This is a genomic window from Streptomyces sp. LN549 (assembly GCF_043203805.1).
In the GTDB taxonomy this organism is placed as follows: domain Bacteria; phylum Actinomycetota; class Actinomycetes; order Streptomycetales; family Streptomycetaceae; genus Streptomyces.
On record NZ_JAZHRI010000002.1, the window covers coordinates 317,055 to 335,846 of the forward strand.

The window sequence follows — 18,792 nt, forward strand, 5'->3', positions numbered from 1 at the left end:
GTGCTCGTGGCCCTGATGCTGGCTGCCTTCACCTTCAACACGGCGGAGAACCTGCCGATCGGTCTTCTGGAGATCATCTCCGGAAGTCTGCGGGTGCCGGTGTCAGCGGTCGGTCTCCTCGTCACCGGCTACGGCGTGACGGTGGCGGTGGCATCTCTGCCGCTCGCCCACTTCATGCGGGCTGTGCCCCGGCGCCATGTGCTCACGGGGTTGCTGACCGCCCTGGTCGTGTCCAGTCTGGCAGCGGCGCTGGCGACCTCCTACGGCCCGCTCCTCGTGGCCCGGCTGCTGACCGCGCTCGCCCAGGCGCTGTTCTGGGCCGTGATGGGGCCGGTCGCGGTGGGCCTGTTCGCGCCCGGGGTCCGTGGCCGGGTGGTCGGGGCGCTGTCCGTCGCCGGTTCGCTCGCCCTCGTGCTCGGTGTTCCCGCCGGGACCTGGCTGGGCCGGCAGAGCGGCTGGCCGGTTCCGGTCGCCGTGCTGGCGGCGCTGGGGCTCGTCTCCCTGGTGACGATCGCCGCTCTGCTGCCGACCTCCCGTCCGGAGGAGGAGCACGCCGCCTACGGGGTCAGGCCCGATGCCCGCCGGTTCGGGATCGTGCTGGCGGCCGGGACCCTGGCCGCCACCGGGGCGTTCGCCGGATTCACGTACATCGTGAAGTTCCTGGGCGACGTGAGCGGGTTCCCGCCAGACACGGTCAGCGCCCTGTTCGTGGCCTTCGGGACGGCGTGTCTGGCCGGGGTGAGCATCACCGGGGCGTTGCTGGACCGCTTTCCGGACTCCGCGCTGACCGCGGCCGTGACCACGCAGGCGGTGGGCATGTCCGGCCTGTACGCGGCCGGAACCGACCCGGTGGCGGCAGTGGTGTTCCTGATGCTGATGGGCGGTGCGCTCGGTCCGGTGTTCATGACCACCCAGAACGCGATGCTGCTCAGTGCACCGGGCCGTACGGATATGGCGCTCGCGGGCAACTCCGGTTGCTACAACGCCGGGATCGCGGCCGGCGCGGCACTCGGGGGGCTGATCCTGCCGCTCGCCGGCGTGCGCGGAACCTTCCTCGCCGGCGGGCTGCTGACCGTCGGCGCGTGCACGGTGCTGCTCGTCGGACGGCTGCTGCCCCCCGGACAGCACGCGGTCCGCCGGTGTCAGCGAGAAGACGCCGATCCAGCACCGGCGGCACATGGAAGACGGGCTCGTTCGTCGTGAGGTGTACCCGAGCCGCGGCCGAAGGCCGAGTACTCCCTGCGCTTGTTCCTCAGCCGCTGGCCCATCAGTCCAGCAGGGCAGCGGTGAACGTCTCATGGTGAGCAACCAGCCATCCCTGCATGCGGTCCCAGCGCTGCCACCCACCGCGCTCGGACAGCACCTGGGTGTAGACGGGGTCACCGTCGGCCACCCGGTCGGCGACGAAGGCCCGGCTGGATGCGGTGGCCTGTTCGATGACGCGGGGCAGTTCAGCGCATTCCTGAGCGGAGAGGCCGTAGCTCTCGGCGAGGATCCGCAGTCGGGTCGGAACATCCAGCCCTTCGGGATAGAGAGCTGCCGCGGACACGGGATCGAGCATGGGAACCCAGTAGCGGGCGGTCATGGCGACATCCCACAGTGGTCGGCCGGGTGCCGCCAGGTCGAAATCGATCACGGCCGCGGCACGGCCGTCGCGGAAAACGACGTTGTCCGGGCACACATCGTTGTGACACAGCATCGTTCCCCCCTCCGGATCGGCCAGGTCCCGGGGCCATTCGACGCATGTGTCGACCGCGATGGACTCACTGGCGTCGTGCAGGCGCCGCAGCAGGCTTCCCACCGATCTCAGCGCTGTCTCCGTCATCACCCAGCGCGGAAACGGCGGCAGGGCGACGTCGCCAGGGATGAAAGTCAGCTGCTCACGGCCATCGGCTGTGAGACGTACGGGCGTCGGAGCGGCGTCGAAGCCGTGCTCCCCGAGCGCGAGGAGGTGTCTGTGGAGGGCGCGTGCGGTGCGCGGCGCCGGGCGTTCCACCAGGGCACCGCGGCGGAACACCGCGCCCGCGTTCACCATGCCGCCGGCCAGTGCTTCGCCCTCTGTCTCATCGCCCTCAGCTGTCATGTCGATCACGCTACCGGCAGGTCGGGCGTGTGGGGACGGTCTCGAAACGGGGCTTCGAACTCGGTCGCTCACCTGGGCAATTGCGGGACGTCGAGGCGGCCTTCGTCTGATCATGTCGCAGGTGTGGCCGCGGCTTCCCGGCGACAGAGGCGGACCGACCACCCCGCCGTCGAGGCCACCGGCCCGGGTCCCTTGACCGGGACCTGGAGCCGGGCCGAGGTGCCTCGTACGCCGTGTCAGCGGTCCACTGCCGTGGTCGTGAAGCGGTCGCCGCAGATGTGGAGCTGGGAGGCCCGCAGGGTCATGGCCTCCTTGGAGCCGGGCGGGTAGACCCGCAGGTAGTCGGGCCGGCTCCAGCAGCCGGAGTCCGTGATGCCCTGGTTCAGGGTGTGCAGGGTCACCTCTGCGGTCTTTCCGGGACCGATCAACGTCCGCTCCCGCATGGCGCCCTCGCGCTGGGCCGGCACGCCGATCGCACTGCCGTCCCGCCTGATCAGTGAGACACCGGGAAAGCCACGCAGCGTACACGCGGTTGTGGACTTGTTCGCGAACGTGAGCCGGTAGTAGATCTGCCCCGCACCCGCGTCGGCACGGCCCAAACTCATGGTCAGGCCGTCGGCCGTACAGCGCCGGGCAGCCGGACCGGCCCCGGCGGTGGCACTGCCGGTGGACGGATCCTTGGCAGTGGATTCTTCAGGGGCGACGGTTGCCGAGGCAGGGGCGGAGGAGGTCCCGTCGGAAGGGCGGTCGGCACCCTGTGCGGAACCACCGGGCGCGGAGCCCGTCGCCCCGGGCGGTCCAGCTGAGGCCGGGGTACCGCCGCAGCCGGCTGCGACAAGGGTGAACGACGCGATCGCGACCGGGACAAGGACATGCCGACGGAGCATGCGAGCCCTCCGGGCTGTCCTCCCGCTCCGCGGCCGGCGCAATCGCTCGGACGGTGGTGGAGTGGTACGCGAGAGTGAACTCATCCCTCTCACCTGCTCGATTCTGCGCCGTTTGAACCTGTCCCGTCGCACACCGGCACGACAGACGGAGCAAAGCAACAAGCAGAGAGAGCAGCTGTCGGCAAGGTGTCCCCTTCTGTGGGGAATTCGTCGGCCCAGGCGGGTGACTTGGGCTGCCAGGGACTGCCGCCCGGGCGACACGGCAGCTATGCCTGACGTTCGTGATCAAGAACCTGATGCGCACTGCTGCGGCAGTCGCGTTGACCGCCCTGTCTCCCGCCCTGGCCGGCCCGGCGCACGCCGCGGACGGCTCCGCCCCGTCGCGGGCGGACCCCTGCGCGTCCGTCGCCGTACCCACCGGGTACGGCTGTGTCCCCGCCCCCAAGCAGTGCATCACGACGCCGTGCCCGCAGTACGACATCGTGCCGCTCCTGCCCGAACCATGGTCGGACGCACGAGCCTGACGGCCCCCTTCCCCGTCGCCGGCTCAGCTCAACGAGGCAGGCCAGCCCAGGGAAGCGCGGACCGCGTCAGTCACACAGCACTGCACGCCACCTGACGGCAGCCAAACGAGAACAGGGCCGACGGGCCCTGGACCGGTCACCTCCCGGCAGCCCACCCCGGAACCGTCGGCAGGATCGTCTCGGCGACGCGGAGCACCGCCGCGTCGTCCGGCACCCTTCCGTCCTCGCGCCACAGCACCGGTTCGAAGGAGCCGCCGCTGTCCTTCGCGTCCCGGGCCACGGCGAGTGCGCGGGCCTGGACACCGGGGACCGCTCCTGGTGTCGCCCCCCGTCGAGACGGAAACCGATGCTGATGGTCCGGTCCGAGTGGAGGACTACCGGCCGGCCCGGAACGTTCTGCTGCTGCGCGGCCTCGCGCAGCAGCGTGGCGTACGCCGCCATCGGCATACGGTCGTAGGTGGCGTCAGTGTCACGGTGTACGTCCCGAACTCGACGCGGGCCGAGGGGGTGGCGGTCTCCTTGCCGCCGGCAAGCATGACGGAACCGTCCCTGCCGCTCGCGGACTTCGCGATCTCGCCCGGTGTGCCCAGCAGTTCAGCAAGGTCGGAACGGTTCAGCGCCTCGCACAGCCGGGCCCCGGAGGCATGCGGACAAGGCAGTTGTGGTCGGCCGCGACCGCCCCTGTGCTCCCGGGGTCAAGGCACGCATCCTCAGCGTTCCAGGCGGGATCCGACGCATCGCGGCTCAGGTCCCGTCGGGGCCCTCAGGCCGGTTCCGCCGCCTTGCCCCGGCCGGCCGGAACCACCAGCCCTCCGATGACCGCGAGGCTCATGAGGACCACGCCGAACACTGTGGCACCGCCGGTCAGGCCCATGACGTCGCTGAGGTAGCCGGCGGACACGGGCAGGACACCCGCAAGGACGTAACCCCCCACATTGAGGGCGGCGTTGGCCTCAGCGAGGCGCTGGGGTGGCACAGCGGCATTGAGCAGCGACAGGCCACCGAGCTGCCCCATGCCCTGACCGGCCCCGGCGAGCAGCGCCGAGATGACGAGGATCGGCGCCGACGACGCGTGCACCGCGATGATCAGTATGACCATGCTCGCCGCGGTGCTGGTCGCACCGGCCGCGAGGATGGCGTGCCGGCGCAGATGCCGGACGGCGAACTGCACCCCGGTGGCAGTGAGGAACATGGCGAACGCCATGCCGCCGGCGACGATCCGGCTGGTGGTGCCCAGCAGCCCCGAGAGGAGCGAGGGACCGAGCGAAAGCACGAAGGAGGTGGCGGTGAGCCCGGGCGCGAACACGGCGACACCCCGGCCGAGTTGACGGCCGCTGCCTCGCGGCACGGCGGGCACGCGCACCCAGGGACCCTTCGCGGGCGATGTGGGACGCCGGACCGGCATGCGCAGCACCACAAGCACCGCGGTGACGAGCAGCGCGGCCTCGACGACGAAGACGGTGACGGTCGGCGCGGGCAGGGTCTCGGAGAGGACCCCGGCCAGGAACGGGCCGAGACCGGCGCCGAAGACCATCGCACACGAGGCGAGCAGGGCGGCGGTCCGATTGCGCTCGGGACCGGCCACGTCGGTCACCGCAGCCATACCGGCCGAGACCACGGCACCAACAGCGACGCCGGTGAGCAGCCGGGCCACGATCAGGGCGGCTACACCGGCGGCAGTCGCGAAGATCAGACATGCGACCAGGGCAAGCGCCAGGGCCGGCAGCAGGACCGGCTTGCGCCCGATCCGGTCGGAGACCACACCGGAGACGAGGAGTGAGCCGATGAGACCGACGATGTAGAACGCGAACACGATGGTCAGGGTGCCTTTGGAGAAACCGAGGTCCCGCTGCCACAACACGTACAACGGGGTTGCGGCGTTCGAGAGAACGAAGACGGCCGTGACCGGCCACGCGGCGAGCCATACCCACCACAGCGGAGCGGCACTCCGCCCATCGGCCTGCTCGGGGACGCCTTGCCGCCCTGGGCGGCCGACGGCACCGACTGATGCGGTCCGGGTTCTGGGCATGGCTGTTCCTCCCGACATCCTGCAGTACGAATTAAGTCGAACTTAGCATGCAGTACGATCGGAGTCGTACATAGGAATCGAGCCATGAGGAGTGACCGTGCCTCCGACAGCGCGCACCGCGCCCGCCGCCGACAAGGTGTTCCCGGAGCCGCCCGGCCTGCCTGATCCGCTGCCGGAGCCGGCGGTCGAGGACCTTCGCCTGGAGACGGTTCTCGCCGCGCTCAGCGACCCCTTGAGGCTGACGATCGTCCAGAAGCTCCTGCTGGAGTCGGAACAGTTCGATCACCCCTGCGGCTGGTTCGGCTTCGACCGGCCCAAGTCCTCTCTCACACACCACTTCAAGGCGCTGCGGGAGGCGGGAATCACGCGCCAGCGCCAGTACGGGCTCGAGCGCCGAAGTCACGTGCGCGTCGACGACCTCAACACGCGCTTCCCCGGGCTGCTCGACCTGGTCACAGCCTGGATCCCTCGGGCGTGACAAGGCGGCCCCACCCGGCCGCTCTCCTGTCAGTGGCGCTGCTGGGCCCCGGCGGAGGCTCCGGAGTCGCAGGCGGCCTCCTTCTTCCGGATCAGGAACACAGGGCGTGCGTCGAACCCAACCTTTCGGAGCCCCTCTCATGAAACGAGCTCCGGGCCGGCTCGATCACCCCCGAGGCCGATGGCCCTTCAGGCGGACTCCGTCAGCCCCTTGAGCCGCGCCAGGTCGGCGGCGACCATGTCGGCGTCCCGCCGGAAGTCTGCGTCACTCATCCCCGGCTGCCGCCGCAGGGTGAATACCACCTCGCTTCCCGTGCCGTCCGCGATGACGCGAACCGGGTTGTGGACGGTTTCCCCGGAGGGCAGCGTGACGTCGTGGTCGAGCACGCCCAGCTCGTTGTGAGGGGCGAAGGAAACGACGACGCGCCCCAGGGGGGACGAATCCGCGACCCATTGACCGTCGATCTTCTCGATGGACCCTCCCAGCCCCTTGGCCCACGCCGGGAGATGGGCGGGATCCGAGGCGTAGGCGTAGACGGCCTCGACGGGGCGGTCGATGCGGATGCCGATATGGCGCGATTCTCTTCCGGTGCTGTTCATGGCGGCGAGAATATCGACTGTTTCCGTCATTCTCTTGAAGAAAACGGACACAGTCCATTGCGCGAGGCCCTCGGAGCCGGTCATATCGCCGCCGCGGCCTGGAACACTCGGGCACATGGCCGAGCAGCATCAAGACACAGCACCGAACGGTCGCCTGCACGTCTTCGCGGCACATTCTCCAGATGTAGTGCGGTCGGGATCCCTGCAGAACGCCCTGCAAGCCGAGTCTGACCGCGCGGGCCACGGGCTCACGGTCGGGTTGACGTCCGCGCCCGGTTGGCGCCACTCGGCGGCGACGGTGGCCGCCGGGGACCGCTCGGCCAATTCCCTCATGGCACTGGAGGTCCGCAGCTTCTCCGTCGAGTGCTGGGCGGGTGGAGTGCACATGGCTACGGGTTCCACGGACGACCTGTCCGAGGTTGCCGGTGCGATGAGCTCCTGGCTGCGCCCATCCGGCGTTCGCGATCTCGTGGCCGCATGGCCTTTCATGCGGACCTGGGAGCTGGCCGAGGCGCATGAGCGCGGCGAAGCCGTACCGGCGCGCTGGCGCCAACTGCGTGAGTCCACCGCGCGCCGACAGGACACCATGCTGCATCAGCTCGTCGAGGCCGCCTACGAGGAGCCGCTGCTTCGGACTCTTTCGCCGGGGCGGAGCATGTACTGGCTCACCTTCAGCCGCCGTGCAGCACCCCCCATCTGCCACGACCTGCCGCGTGTCAGGCCGATGAGGAGCGGAGGCTATCTGGTCGCATACGCGGACGGGCGGCAGCAGGAGGTGAACGGTGCGGTGGAGGCCGTCGCCCTGATCCTGGCCGGCCTCCCCGACGATGTTCGCCGGGGACCTCAGAGCCCGTGACACGCATGCGGCTCAACGGCTCCTGGAACCCCGGCTGTCCCGCTCAGAGGACGGCCGTGAGGCGCGCGTACGCGACGACGTTGCCGTCGTAGCCCGTCTTCCGGGAGAAGCCGCCGCCGCAGGTGAGCACGCGCAGCTCCGGGTCGGAGGTGTTCGCATAGACGCGGTCGGCCGGGAACGCGGCCTTGCTGACGACCTCTACGGCATAGACGGAGAAGACGGCGGTGGTGCCGTCGCTGCGGCGGATCTCGATGCGGCGCCCCTTCTCCAGTGCGCCGAGGCCGTAGAAGACGGCGGGGCCGGCCTTGTTGTCCACATGGCCCACGAGCACGGAGGTGCCACGTTCCCCGGGAGTGACGGAACCGTCGTACCAGGCGGCCAGGTTGTTGTCCGTCAGCGGTGGTGCGTCGATCCAGTCGTCCGCGCCCAGACCGACCTTTCCGACCGGGGCGGCGACGTCGAGGAAGGGGATCGTGATCCGTTCGGGCAGCGAGCGGGTGAGGGGTTCGGGGGGTGGCTCCTTCGGCCAGGTGCCGGCACCCGAGGCGCCGGACCGGTCGCCCATGGCCGACGCGGGTTGCGGAGGGCCGTCGTCGCCTCCGACGCCCTGCCGGATCAGGGACACACCGAGCAGCAGGGCGACGACGAGCGTGCCCCAGCCCGGGCCGCGGCGGGCCCCAGCCCTTTTCCTTCCGTCCCGGCCATCGGCGGCGGCGCGGCGGCCGAACAGGCCCCGACGTTCCCGTTCCGGAGGTTCGGCGGGCTCGATCCACTCGTGCCACACGGCTTTGTGCACGTCTTCACCGCATTTCGGTCCTGTGGTGCCAGGACCGGGCCCGCGAAAGGGCCCGGTCCGTCGGCGCTCTCGCGGTCAGGCGTCGCTGCCGGAACGGCGGCGCATCTTGTGGACACCGAATCCGAGCGCGCCCGCGACGAGTGCGGCTCCCGCACCGATCTCTCCCGGGCTCATGCCGGAGAGGCTGCCACCGGCGCCGGCCCGGACGCCGTTGCCCGGCATCACCGAGCCCGTGTGGTCGTCGTGGCCGGAGCCCTCACGAATGGTCAGCGGCGTGGTCCCCTTCTCCCCCTTGCAGTCGAAGGTGACCTCGTACTCGGCACCGGGCTTGGCGTCGTCATCGACGCGCGCGGTGGCCGAACGCCCCGCCTCAAGGGTGACGGTGTCGAACACGCCCGAGGTGACGGTCACGGACGGGACCTCGCACCCGGTGGCGTTGAGGGTCACGGTGCCGCCGGGGGCCACCGTCGACGGGGAGACGGTGAAGCCGAACGACGTGATGTTGTGGTTCCCGTCGTCGGCAAGGGCCGCCGGAGCAGCGACTCCGAATGCGGCGGCACCGAGCAGGGCAACAGAAGCAGCACGTATCACGCGCATGATGGTTCTCCGGATTCTCGAGAAGCAGCTGTGGACCTTTTGTACACACAAGCGAGCAATGCCCCTCGACTTGGGCGACGCTAGGTCCCCTCCAAGGGGCTCGCCAGTCGACCGTGGCGGGGCGGCGCCGAATGGAGCAGCGCCGCCGTGACGCGCACGGATCGGCGGCATACCCCGTGCGGCCGCACGTCCATTCCGTAACCCAGCCACCCGCCGGCGGCCGAGCCTGTCGAAGCGAGCGGCGCCGGAACGCCTTTGCATCGACGGGACTTCGAGGTGGCGGAGCCGAGAGTCCTGCCCGCCGGTGGTTCTGGCGGCCGACAGGCGGCGGCGCGTTCGGACCACACCCCGCCCATGCCCCACCACGCTCGAACCGTAGATTAGGTTAGGCTTGCCTAAGTAGTCGCCATCGGATCTCGCCGCCCTCCCCTCAGGAGACCTTGGATGCGCCCTTTCAGCGCCCGCAACACGCAGCCGACTCCCGCCGAACGCATGCGGTCGATTCTCGTCGCAGCCCATTCGATGACGGTGGTGAGTGACGGCCTCGACCCCATCGAGGTCCACCGCCTCGACGGAACGGGCGCCATGGGCCACATCCACCTCCACGAACCGTCCGGGACAGGCCCCGCGCATCCGGCCGCGCCCGTCCCGGTCCGGCTGGAGTTCACGGACATCGCACCCACGCCCGTACGCGACCGGCTGCGCGCCCGCGTCACGATGACCGGGCTGCTGGCCGCCCGCTACGACGCGGATGCCACGGACAGCATCTGCATGGAGTTCGGCCAGGCGGTTCTCGACGACGGCGAAGGCCGCACATTCGTCACACTGCCCGCGCTCCTGGCGGCGACCCCCGATCCGGTCACCACACACGAGGCGGACATGCTGACCCACCTCGTGGACAGTCACGCAGAACTCGTACCGCTGCTGCTGCGCCTCGTACGCCCCAGGCCTGACAGGACCATGCTGCGCGCCCTGCCCGTGGCCCTGGACCGGTACGGCGTCACCCTGCGCCTGGAGTACCGCCGCACCCGGCGCGACGTGCGGCTGCCGTTCGCGACGCCCCTGACCGAGATGAACCAGGCCGGCAACCGGATCCACGCCCTGCTCACAGCCGCCCGTCGCGCTTCCCATCCCAGCCGGCTGTTCGCCTGACGGCACACGAAGCCGCGCCGCGCCGCGCCGTGTCCGCGGCGGGCCGGCGACGGCTCCTCACCCACGCTTCTTCGGCGCAGCCGCGACAAGGAGCCCTCTCAGGTGTCCAGGGTTCCCTGCAGTTCCTCCACAGCGGCCCGCGCCGCCGCCCCGATCACAGCGTCGGCACGGGGCAACTTGCTGTCGGCCCGGGCGGCTTGGGTGAACACCACCGCCGTATAGGTGCTTCCGTCCGCGAGTTCGACGACACCCGCCTCGTGGCGCAACGCACCGAAGCTGCCGGTCTTCCCGTAGACGGTGACGTCGTCGTAGGGGAAGCCGGAGGCGAGCCGGTGCGTCCACGGCTGGCTGCGCATGACCTCGCGCATGTAGGCGCAGCGCTCTTCGGAGGCGGCCCGGCCGGTCCAGATCGCGCGCAGAAGTCGGGCCATGTCCGACGCCGTGCTGGACGCCTTGAACGCAGGGTCGTACACGTCCACCGGCACGACGACGTCGTTGTCGTTCACGCGTGCCATCGCCGCGTCCAGCGATCGGGCACCCGTTTCGGCGACGAGCCGGCGGAGCGTGCTGACGACTCCCCCGTGGATGCGAGTGTCAGGCATGTCCAGGTCCCGGCACACGGCGTCGACCACGTCCGCGCCGACTGCCCGGAGAACGGCGGCGGCTGCAGTGTTGTCGGAGATACTCATCATCTGGGTCACCAGGTCGCGCAGTGACATGGTGACGGGGTCGCTGAGGATGGAAACACCGGTCGGACCGGGGACGCGGTCCGCGGGTTCCAGGGTCAGCCGACGGCACGGATCGATCAGCCCCGCATCCGCGAGCCGGCAGAAGGCGACCATGAGCGGCACCTTGTAGACCGAACCCATCGGCAGTTGTTCGTCGGGGTCGATGACCACTTGGGCCGAAGGGCGGTGCAGCCCCGCCACGTGGAGCCAGCCCCGGACACCCGCGTCGTCGAACATGCCGCGGATGGTGCGCTCCACACCGACGCCTCGCCGCATCCCCTTCACAGCGCCGCCTTCCGGGCCAGTGCGTCCTCCAGCAGTTGCGCCGTCCTCGCCGTCTCCTTCGAACCCGGACGCCGCGGGTTCCACGCCACTCGCAGCCGCAGGGGCAGCGGGGGCTCCGTCGCCGCGCGGCGCACGACTCCGGAGGCCGTCAACGCGCCGTCCGCCGTGACCAGCACTGCCTGACCTGACGCAACCAGGGCGAGGCCGGCGCGCTCATCGGCGACGACCACGGTCTCCACCCGGCGGCCGCGGCCGGCCAGGGTGTCGATGAACAGGTCATGGGCCGCCGGCGCCTCGGCGCGCGGGCGCACAGCGACGGGGAGCCCCAACGGCACAGCGCCACCAGCCTGTTGGAGGCCTGCGGGGACGAGGGCCCAGGTCGGCAGAAGGATCACGCGGCCTGCGGCCAGACCGTGCAGCACCGACGGATGCCGGATCACCGCCAGGTCGAGGCGCCCGGTCTCGACGTCGCTGAGCAGCGCGGCCGTTGACGCCGTCACCATGCCGGTCCTGGTCCGCTCGCCGGCCCGGACCGGCGCGGCTGCCACATCGGCTGCGAGCGACGCCGGCACCTCGGGGGTCAGCCCTAGTCGCAGCCGACGGCCGTCCGCGTGCTCGCGGGCGCCGGTCTCCCGGAGTTCCGCGAGCGCCGCCAGTGCCCGGCGGGCGTGCGGAAGCAGCAGGGCCCCCTCCTCGGTGAGAAACACCCCGCGCTCGCGATCGAACAGGCGAACCCCGAGCAGTGCCTCCAGCCTGCGCAGGCCTTGCGAGAGCGGTGGCTGGGTGATGCCCACCCGCTGGGCAGCCGTGCCGAAGTGTTCCTCCTCCGCCAGCGCGACAAAGATTTCCAAGTGCCGTTCGGTCAGCACCGTGCCCCCTGACATGCAGCGATATGACTTACGAATCCCCTTGATGCCGAGAGCGTATTCGACATGCGGTCGGGCAACGAGTTTGACTCCCGGCGGGGGTTGCCCTCGGGGGCAGTCGAAGGCCTGCCCGCACGGCTGCGCCCCCGTGGACGCCGGGGGTCGTCTCCGGCAGGCCGATCAGGCCGGACCCAGAACGGAGAGCACCTTGACGCGTGCCGGCAGCCGGAACACTCACCCGGGATACGGGCCGCGACGCCGCGGAAGGCGGCTGCTCGGCATCTTCACGGCCCTTCTCCTGCTGGCCGGCGGCGGGTACGCCGTCTTCAGTCTCGGGGGCGGCGGCGCGGAGGAAGACGATCCGCAGGTGACAGCCGCCCGGAAGCCCTTGACGGCATTCCTCGCAGCATGGGCGGGGCACGACGCGACAGGGGCCGCGCGCCATACCGACACACCCGACAACGCCGCGTCGCTCCTCACGTCGGTACTGACCAACCTCAAGCCTTCCAGGACCACCCTTGTGAGCGGCGACGGCCAGAAGAAGGAGGACGGGAAAGTGCTCTTCCCCTTCTCCGTGGCCATGGAGGTTCCTGGTGCGGGCGAGATCACCTGGCGCTCCCGGGCCGAGGTGAACCGCACGTCCGGGACGTGGAAGGTCGAATTCACCTCGCCGATGATCCACCCGGAACTGAGCCCGGGGCAGACACTAGCGCTCAAGACGGACGACACCCGGGCCAAGGTGCTCGACAGCCGGGGCCGGCCGCTTCAGGCCGCGTCACTCGTAGGCATCGTCGACCCGGTCAGCGGCAAGGGCACGTCGGGGCTCGAAGCCCGGTACGACAAGGTGCTGTCCGGTGGCAGGAAAGCCGGCAAGTCCCTCGTCGTCGCGGACCGGCAGAGCGGGCGTGCGGTCAAGAACCTCGGCTCAGCCGGGCCGGCCGAAGGACGTCCGGTACGTACCACCATCGACCCGCGCATCCAGACAGCGGCAGCCGATGCCGTGGCCGAGGTCAAGGACAACGCGGCGATCGTCGCCATCAACCCGCGCAATGGTCACATCCTCGCCGCCGTCAACCGGCCCGGTGGTCTCAATCGCGCTCTCGAAGGACGCTACCCGCCCGGCTCCACTTTCAAGGTCGTCACCACAGCGGCTCTGCTGAAGGGCGGCACCCGGCCCACGGATGCCGCGGCCTGCCCGAAGTTCGCGCACGTCGACGGTCAGCGCTTCGAGAACCAGGGGCAGTTCTCCCTCCCTGCCGGCTCGACCTTCACCGATGTCTTCGCCCAGTCCTGCAACACATACTTCGTCAACGCACGCAGCCGGCTCTCCAGCACCGATCTGCGGGATGCGGCCCAGGCGTTCGGGATCGGGGGCAGCTGGGACGTCGGCACGACCACGTACGACGGCAGTGTCCCTGCCACGACGAGCGACAACGACAAGGCCGCCGCCACCATCGGTCAGGCACGTGTCCAGGCGTCTCCGCTGGTCATGGCGTCGATCGCGGCCACCGTCAAGAACGGCACGTTCAGCCAGCCGGTGCTGGTCCCTGACGCGGTCAAGAAGAAGTTCACCGCGCCGGCTGCGCTCGGTGCCGAGGTCACCGGTCAGCTCCGCGAGCTGATGCGCGCCACGGTGACCTCGGGTTCCGCCCATGCGTTGCGGGAGCTCCCCGGCAGCCCCCACGCGAAGACCGGAACGGCTGAGTTCGGAACCGGGAAGCCGCCCCGCACCCACGCCTGGATGATCGGTTACCAGGGCGACTCCGACCTCGCATGGGCCGTCCTCCTGGAGGACGGGGGGTCCGGCGGCGCCGACGCGGGCCCGGTCGCGGCACGGTTCCTTCGCAACCTGGCCCGCTGAGCCGACTACGGTGCCCGGACGGGGCGCGTGACCGCGGTCGAGACCGGGTCAGCGCCCCACGCCGTTCGCTGCCGCCCGGCTCAACAGAGGTTCGACCAGGGCCGGTTGCACGCCCATGACCAGGAACGCCAGGCGTCCGGCCCCTCGTCTGTCGACCTCGAACCGGTGGAAGGCCATGAGGAGCGACACCGTGACCATCACGTTGAGCGCCGTCACTTCGCTCCATGCCACGACTCCTCGCGGCCGGCCGAACAGGCCGGTGACAACCAGGCCGCCCGGGAACAGGTAGCACCTGCGGAGCCCCAGCCTGGCGGACACGAGGCCCCATGCGCGGGTGAGCCCCCACGCGACGAGCGCGATCCCGGTGACGACAACGCCCTTGGTCAACGCAGCCGTGGGCTGCTTGACGACCAGGAGGACGAGCAGCACCAGGCACAGCGTCATGAGTATCCGCCGTCCCGTCTGCATGAGCGCGCCACCCACTCCCGCGACGGCGTAGTCGCCGCACGCCTCGCCCAATCCGAATCCGTTCACGGCCGGTCTCATCCGAATCGTCTCCTTGGAGGATGTGTCACGGTCCACTTGCCCGGTACGGAGGAGCACGTCATCGCCTCGTCCGCGCGATGAGTTCGGCGAGCAGCCGGGCGCGGGGAACCATCCGGGTGACATCGACATACTCGGAGTCGGCGTGCGCTCCGGCGCCCACGGCCCCGAGGCCGTCCAGCGTCGGACAGCCCATCGCCGCGGTGTAGTTGGCATCGGATGCACCTCCGACGGACACCCCCCTCAGCGGTTCCTGCCCCAGTTCGGCGGCGATCCGGGTCGCCAGGGCGAACAGGGCGGCGGAGGACTCCGGGCCCATGGGCGGCCGCTGTCGGCCGCCCCGCACTTCCAGTCGCGCGCCGGGGATCCGGGGTGTCATCCCTCGTACCAGCGCGTCAATCGTCTCCTGCGCCGCCGCGCTGGGCGCCCTTACGTCGACCGTCAGCCGCGCGAGTGCGGGGACGGTGTTGCGTGCGCTTCCCGCCGACAGGAGGGTGGGCGTGATGGTTGCCGCGCCCAGGGGGCCGCCGTCCACGGCCGCGGCAGCCGAGGCTCCCAGGCCGGCGACGGACAGCACCTGGTGAGCAGCCTCGATGGTGGCGTTGACCCCCTTCTCGGGTTCCTGGCCCGCGTGTGCGGCCTTGCCGTGCACCACGATCTCGTAGCGGGACGTGCCCTTGCGTGCGGTCTTGAGCGCGCCCCCGTCGTCGGCCGACGCCTCCAGCACGAACGCGGCGGCACACCCGGCGGTGGACTGCTCGATCAGCTGCCGGGAGGTCGTGGAGCCCACCTCCTCGTCCCCGTTGACGATCACGCACACCCCTTCCGGCGAGGAGAGGGACGCCAGCGCGTGGAACATCTGCACCAGCCCAGCCTTCATGTCGAGAACCCCGGGCCCCCACGCCCTGCCATGCGCCACCGACCAGGGGATCCTGCGGATCGAGCCCATGGGCCACACCGTGTCGTGATGTCCGACCAGCAGAACCTTCGGGGTGCCGAAGCACCACCTCAGGTGGCTCACTCCCCCGATCACGATCCGGTCCGGCGCGACCCCCAGCAGTCTTGCCCCGAGAGCTCCGACCACCTTCGCGCTCCGCGCCACCGCCACCATGTCGGACGAGAAGGACTCGCACCGGACGAGCTCCTCCAGATCGGTCAGCATCGCCGGCAGGGAGAGGACCCCCTCCCCCGTCACCGGGTCCGCCTCGTCATCGCTTGCCTTGGTGACAACACACGTCCCCCTTGGGCTTCTTGGTCCATGGATGAAGTGGCGGAACGCGTATCCGTGCTGCAACACCGCCGTGCGAACGACGTTAGGGCGGAGCCCGGCATACCACCAGCGACTGGATCGTATGGAAGCCATGCGCACCAGGGATGGGAGGGGCGAGAATGGCGGGCGAGGTCATCGACAACCGGAAGGTGGTGAGCGGGTGTTCGAGAACGATGCGCTTCGGCTGCTTGTGGCCGTGGCGAAGTGCGGTTCGTTCACGCAGGCGGCGATCCGGCTCAACTACACGCAGTCCGGGGTGTCCCGGCGGATCGCCGCGCTGGAAAAGCAGGCGGGCGGCCCCTTGTTCGACCGGCTGCCCAGGGGCGTACGACTCAATCCCGCCGGCCGCGCGCTGCACCGGCACGCCATCGAGGTGCTGGACCGGCTGGCCAGGGCGGAGCGCGAACTGGCCGTGCTCCACGCAGGGCAGGGCGGGCTGCTGCACGTCGGCGCGTTCGCCACGGCCAACATCTCCCTGGTACCCGGCGCCCTGCGGTCGCTCAGCGACACCCGGCCCGGCGTCGAGGTCGCGGCATCCGAGGGCCCGACCGACCTGCTCATGCGGCGGCTCATGGACGGCGCCCTCGACCTGGCCGTCGTCAGCGACTACCCGTCCGGCCTGCCGCAGGCCGACGGCGTCACCACGACGGTGCTGTGCGAGGACGAGTTGTGCGTCGTACTCCCCCAGGGCCACCGGCTGGCCGAAGCCGGTACGTTCGACCTGCGTGAACTGCGCGACGAGGCCTGGCTTCAGAGCGCTTACGGCGACCGCCCGACGATGCTCGCGGACGCCTGCGCCCGCGCGGGCTTCACCCCCAGGAAGGTCATTCGCATCGCGGAATGGACCGGCAAGTTCGGCTACGTCGCCGCGGGACTGGGGGTGGCGCTCGTCCCCTCGCTGGCCGCCCGGGCCGTCCCCGGCACACTGGTCCTGTGCCGGCTCACCGACCCGGATCTGCGCCGGACCGTGCACGTCGCGCTGCCCACCGCCCCGCTCCCGGCCGCCCTGGAACTGCGCGATCTGCTGCGTACCGCGGCCGGCCCCCAGAGCCTGGTGCCCGGCATGTGCAGCTGACCGGCGAGGTCCGCGCCGGCGACATCATCGCCCGGCCCCCACGGGGGAAGTGCTCGGAACCGATGCGCCGCCGTCCTCAGAGGGCTGACGGTCGCCGGCGCGCCCCGCGCGTCCGAGTGCGGGATAGTCGTTGTACCCCTCCTCCCCGTGTACGTGCATCAGGAACTCCGGGCGGATCTCGTTGAGCGGTGCGCCTGTGCGCAGTCTCTCCACGAGGTCGGGGTTGGCGAGGAAGCCGCGGCCCAGCGCGATCAGGTCGGCGCCCTCGGCCAGCAGTCGCTCCCCCCTCCTCATGCCGCCGTCGGCCGCTGCCTCCTCGCGTGACAGCGCCGGGTTGGCGATCAGCGTGCCCGGCCAGGCATTGCGGATCTCCGCGAACAGAGGCTGGTCCGGATCGGCCCTGACCAGATGCAGATAGACCGGGGCGATGCGCGCGAGGGCGGGCAGGAGCGCCGTGTAGATGGCCTCGGTGTCGCCCTCTTCGACGCTGTTGACATCTGCTCCGGGCGAGATGCGTACGCCGACCCGTTCCGGGCCGATGGCCTCCGCGACGGCCCGCACCACCTCGACGGTGAAACGGATCCGGTTCGCTGCCGGGCCGCCCCACTCGTCGGTCCGGCGGTTGGTGTTCTCGGCCAGGAACTGGTGCAGCAGGTGGCCGTTGGCCGAGTGCACCTCCACACCATCGAAGCCTGCCTCGACGGCGTTGCGGGCGGCAGCGGCGAAGTCGGCGATGGTGGAGCTGATGTCCTGCGAGGACATCTCACGGGGCACGACGGCGTCCTGGAGCCCACGCGGTGTCGGCAGCGTCTCCGGGAAGCGCACGGCGGACGGTGCCAGCGGGATCCGACCGCTGGTGTCGGGGTGCCCCACCCTGCCGCCGTGCTGCAGCTGGAGGAACATCGGGCTCCTGCCGGAAGTCGCACGTACCGCTTCGGTGACCCGGCGCCATCCGGCGATCTGCGCGGGACTGTGGATGCCCGGGATATGGGGGTAGGTCTGCCCGTCGGCGTTGGGGGTCGTGGCCTCGGCGACGATCAGACCGGCCGAGGCGCGTTCTGCGTAGTGGGTGGCCATCAGCTCGCCCGGGACACCGTCGACCCCTGCGCGGTTACGTGTCAGCGGTGCCATGACCAGACGGTTGGCGAGTCCGAGGCCACCGAGGCGGGCGGACTCGAAGAGACGGGATACGGCGGGTACCTGCTGTGTGTGCGTCATGCCGGTACCGTAGAACCTGACATTGATGTCAGATTCAAGTCGTGGGGTGGACATGCGAATCGGTGAACTGGCGGCTCGCACCGGTGTCGGCGAGCGTTCGTTGCGCTACTACGAGGAACAGGGGCTGCTGGCGGCAGACCGGACACCAGGCGGTCACCGTGACTATCCAGAGAGAGCCGTCGACCGGGTCATCCGCATCCAGGAGCTCTACGCGGCCGGTCTCCACAGCTCGAAGATCGCACGGATTCTGCCCTGCATGCGTGACGAGGACGGCGGGCCGTCACTGCGCGCCACCCCGGCACTGGTCTCCGAGCTCACCACGGAGCGGGACCGCATCGACCGCATGATCACCGACCTGCTCCGCTCCCGCGACGTCCTGGACGAGGTCATCGACACGGCAGCAGGCCGCGCTCCCGCGGAGCCTGCGTAGACCGGAGTGCGGACCGGCGCGCGCCGGGGCCGCGGGGACTCGCGACCCCGGTGCGCCCACGTCTTCCGCTCGGTCCTTCCGGCGCCGGCAGCGCCAGGCAGAAGCTCACCACTCACGGGCGGCGACGAGTTCCTCCGTATCGGCGTCATCGAACCCATAGGCCTTGGCCACGAACCAGAAGTCCTCGGATATCTCCTCGCGCGCGACGGTCTCGATCTCGCTTCCCGCCGCCTCGAACTCGGCCTCCAGCTCGTTGAACGCCTCCGTCGCCACCTCCGTGAGCGCGTACAGCGCCGTCAGGTCCGAAGGCCGCTCCGCCTCTATCCGCTCGCACAGACCCAGGAAGATCCTTCTGCCCATGTCCACGACGTGATCCGGGAAGTACGCGTCCTCGTACAGCCCTTGCAGAAACGCGTACGCCTTCACCTGCTGGTTTGCGATCGACATGATGAATCCCCACTCCTCCGAAGAGCCGATGAGGCGATTCTCCACCGCGCCACTGACAACGGGTGTCA

The 18,792-nt window shown here is 70.3% G+C and carries 22 protein-coding genes; 8 read left to right on the forward strand and 14 right to left on the reverse strand.

The window, feature by feature from the left end:
* Positions 1–15 precede the first annotated feature (15 nt).
* Positions 16–1,203, forward strand: coding sequence for an MFS transporter (locus SH922_RS01495; RefSeq protein ID WP_393063433.1), 1,188 nt, complete (start codon positions 16–18; stop codon positions 1,201–1,203).
* 64 nt (positions 1,204–1,267) lie between these two features.
* On the opposite strand, the gene SH922_RS01500 is transcribed toward SH922_RS01495, so the two are convergent.
* Both SH922_RS01500 and SH922_RS01505 read right to left on the reverse strand, forming a co-directional pair.
* Positions 1,268–2,083, reverse strand: a complete 816-nt coding sequence (locus SH922_RS01500) for a phosphotransferase (RefSeq protein ID WP_393053658.1) — start codon at positions 2,081–2,083, stop codon at positions 1,268–1,270.
* A gap of 236 nt (positions 2,084–2,319) precedes the next feature.
* The gene (locus SH922_RS01505) at positions 2,320–3,054 is read right to left on the reverse strand and encodes a DUF4232 domain-containing protein (RefSeq protein ID WP_393053661.1); all 735 of its coding nucleotides are present in this window, start codon (positions 3,052–3,054) and stop codon (positions 2,320–2,322) included.
* 197 nt (positions 3,055–3,251) lie between these two features.
* On the opposite strand from SH922_RS01505, the gene SH922_RS01510 reads away from it, so the two are divergent.
* Complete coding sequence (locus SH922_RS01510) at positions 3,252–3,494, forward strand: hypothetical protein (protein ID WP_393053663.1); 243 nt, start codon at positions 3,252–3,254, stop codon at positions 3,492–3,494.
* Positions 3,495–3,630: 136 nt separating this feature from the next.
* Here the strand turns inward: SH922_RS01510 and SH922_RS01515 are convergent, their stop codons facing one another.
* From SH922_RS01515 to SH922_RS01525, 3 genes are all read right to left on the reverse strand, one after another.
* Positions 3,631–3,774, reverse strand: a complete 144-nt coding sequence (locus tag SH922_RS01515) for a hypothetical protein (RefSeq protein WP_393053666.1) — start codon at positions 3,772–3,774, stop codon at positions 3,631–3,633.
* 94 nt (positions 3,775–3,868) lie between these two features.
* The gene (locus SH922_RS01520; protein WP_393063434.1) at positions 3,869–4,153 is read right to left on the reverse strand and encodes a DUF6215 domain-containing protein; all 285 of its coding nucleotides are present in this window, start codon (positions 4,151–4,153) and stop codon (positions 3,869–3,871) included.
* Between the two features lie 104 nt (positions 4,154–4,257).
* Positions 4,258–5,523, reverse strand: coding sequence for an MFS transporter (locus tag SH922_RS01525; protein ID WP_393053668.1), 1,266 nt, complete (start codon positions 5,521–5,523; stop codon positions 4,258–4,260).
* A gap of 97 nt (positions 5,524–5,620) precedes the next feature.
* Between SH922_RS01525 and SH922_RS01530 the strand changes: the two genes are divergently transcribed.
* A complete protein-coding gene (locus tag SH922_RS01530; RefSeq protein ID WP_393053670.1) occupies positions 5,621–6,001 on the forward strand; it encodes an ArsR/SmtB family transcription factor in 381 nt (126 codons plus the stop codon).
* Positions 6,002–6,189: 188 nt separating this feature from the next.
* On the opposite strand, the gene SH922_RS01535 is transcribed toward SH922_RS01530, so the two are convergent.
* On the reverse strand, positions 6,190–6,600 hold the full coding sequence (locus SH922_RS01535) for an SRPBCC family protein (protein ID WP_393053673.1): 411 nt from the start codon (positions 6,598–6,600) through the stop codon (positions 6,190–6,192).
* Positions 6,601–6,931: 331 nt separating this feature from the next.
* Here SH922_RS01535 and SH922_RS01540 point away from each other — a divergent pair, with 331 nt between their 5' ends.
* Positions 6,932–7,456 carry a DUF6193 family natural product biosynthesis protein gene (locus SH922_RS01540; protein WP_393053676.1) on the forward strand — a complete coding sequence of 175 codons (525 nt, stop codon included), beginning with the start codon at positions 6,932–6,934 and terminating at the stop codon, positions 7,454–7,456.
* Between the two features lie 43 nt (positions 7,457–7,499).
* On the opposite strand, the gene SH922_RS01545 is transcribed toward SH922_RS01540, so the two are convergent.
* Entirely contained in the window at positions 7,500–8,186 is a 687-nt protein-coding gene (locus SH922_RS01545) for a class F sortase (protein ID WP_393063435.1), read from the reverse strand.
* Positions 8,187–8,327: 141 nt separating this feature from the next.
* Entirely contained in the window at positions 8,328–8,849 is a 522-nt protein-coding gene (locus SH922_RS01550) for a hypothetical protein (RefSeq protein WP_393053679.1), read from the reverse strand.
* A gap of 444 nt (positions 8,850–9,293) precedes the next feature.
* On the opposite strand from SH922_RS01550, the gene SH922_RS01555 reads away from it, so the two are divergent.
* On the forward strand, positions 9,294–10,001 hold the full coding sequence (locus SH922_RS01555) for a DUF2470 domain-containing protein (protein ID WP_393053682.1): 708 nt from the start codon (positions 9,294–9,296) through the stop codon (positions 9,999–10,001).
* Positions 10,002–10,099: 98 nt separating this feature from the next.
* On the opposite strand, the gene SH922_RS01560 is transcribed toward SH922_RS01555, so the two are convergent.
* Positions 10,100–11,005, reverse strand: coding sequence for a serine hydrolase (locus SH922_RS01560; RefSeq protein ID WP_393063436.1), 906 nt, complete (start codon positions 11,003–11,005; stop codon positions 10,100–10,102).
* A 5-nt stretch (positions 11,006–11,010) separates the two neighbouring features.
* Positions 11,011–11,865, reverse strand: coding sequence for a LysR family transcriptional regulator (locus SH922_RS01565; protein WP_393053685.1), 855 nt, complete (start codon positions 11,863–11,865; stop codon positions 11,011–11,013).
* Between the two features lie 223 nt (positions 11,866–12,088).
* On the opposite strand from SH922_RS01565, the gene SH922_RS01570 reads away from it, so the two are divergent.
* On the forward strand, positions 12,089–13,741 hold the full coding sequence (locus SH922_RS01570; RefSeq protein ID WP_393053688.1) for a penicillin-binding transpeptidase domain-containing protein: 1,653 nt from the start codon (positions 12,089–12,091) through the stop codon (positions 13,739–13,741).
* A 48-nt stretch (positions 13,742–13,789) separates the two neighbouring features.
* Here SH922_RS01570 and SH922_RS01575 read toward each other — a convergent pair whose 3' ends face one another.
* A complete protein-coding gene (locus SH922_RS01575; RefSeq protein ID WP_393053691.1) occupies positions 13,790–14,287 on the reverse strand; it encodes a hypothetical protein in 498 nt (165 codons plus the stop codon).
* 58 nt (positions 14,288–14,345) lie between these two features.
* A complete protein-coding gene (locus tag SH922_RS01580; RefSeq protein WP_393063437.1) occupies positions 14,346–15,446 on the reverse strand; it encodes a M20 family metallopeptidase in 1,101 nt (366 codons plus the stop codon).
* Between the two features lie 268 nt (positions 15,447–15,714).
* On the opposite strand from SH922_RS01580, the gene SH922_RS01585 reads away from it, so the two are divergent.
* Positions 15,715–16,629: a LysR family transcriptional regulator gene (locus SH922_RS01585; RefSeq protein WP_393053694.1), complete on the forward strand. Its 915-nt coding sequence runs from the start codon at positions 15,715–15,717 to the stop codon at positions 16,627–16,629.
* 24 nt (positions 16,630–16,653) lie between these two features.
* Here SH922_RS01585 and SH922_RS01590 read toward each other — a convergent pair whose 3' ends face one another.
* Positions 16,654–17,847: an alkene reductase gene (locus SH922_RS01590; protein WP_393053697.1), complete on the reverse strand. Its 1,194-nt coding sequence runs from the start codon at positions 17,845–17,847 to the stop codon at positions 16,654–16,656.
* A 52-nt stretch (positions 17,848–17,899) separates the two neighbouring features.
* Between SH922_RS01590 and SH922_RS01595 the strand changes: the two genes are divergently transcribed.
* Positions 17,900–18,277: a MerR family transcriptional regulator gene (locus tag SH922_RS01595; RefSeq protein ID WP_393063438.1), complete on the forward strand. Its 378-nt coding sequence runs from the start codon at positions 17,900–17,902 to the stop codon at positions 18,275–18,277.
* 105 nt (positions 18,278–18,382) lie between these two features.
* Here SH922_RS01595 and SH922_RS01600 read toward each other — a convergent pair whose 3' ends face one another.
* Entirely contained in the window at positions 18,383–18,724 is a 342-nt protein-coding gene (locus SH922_RS01600) for a DUF5713 family protein (protein ID WP_393053700.1), read from the reverse strand.
* Positions 18,725–18,792 lie beyond the last annotated feature (68 nt).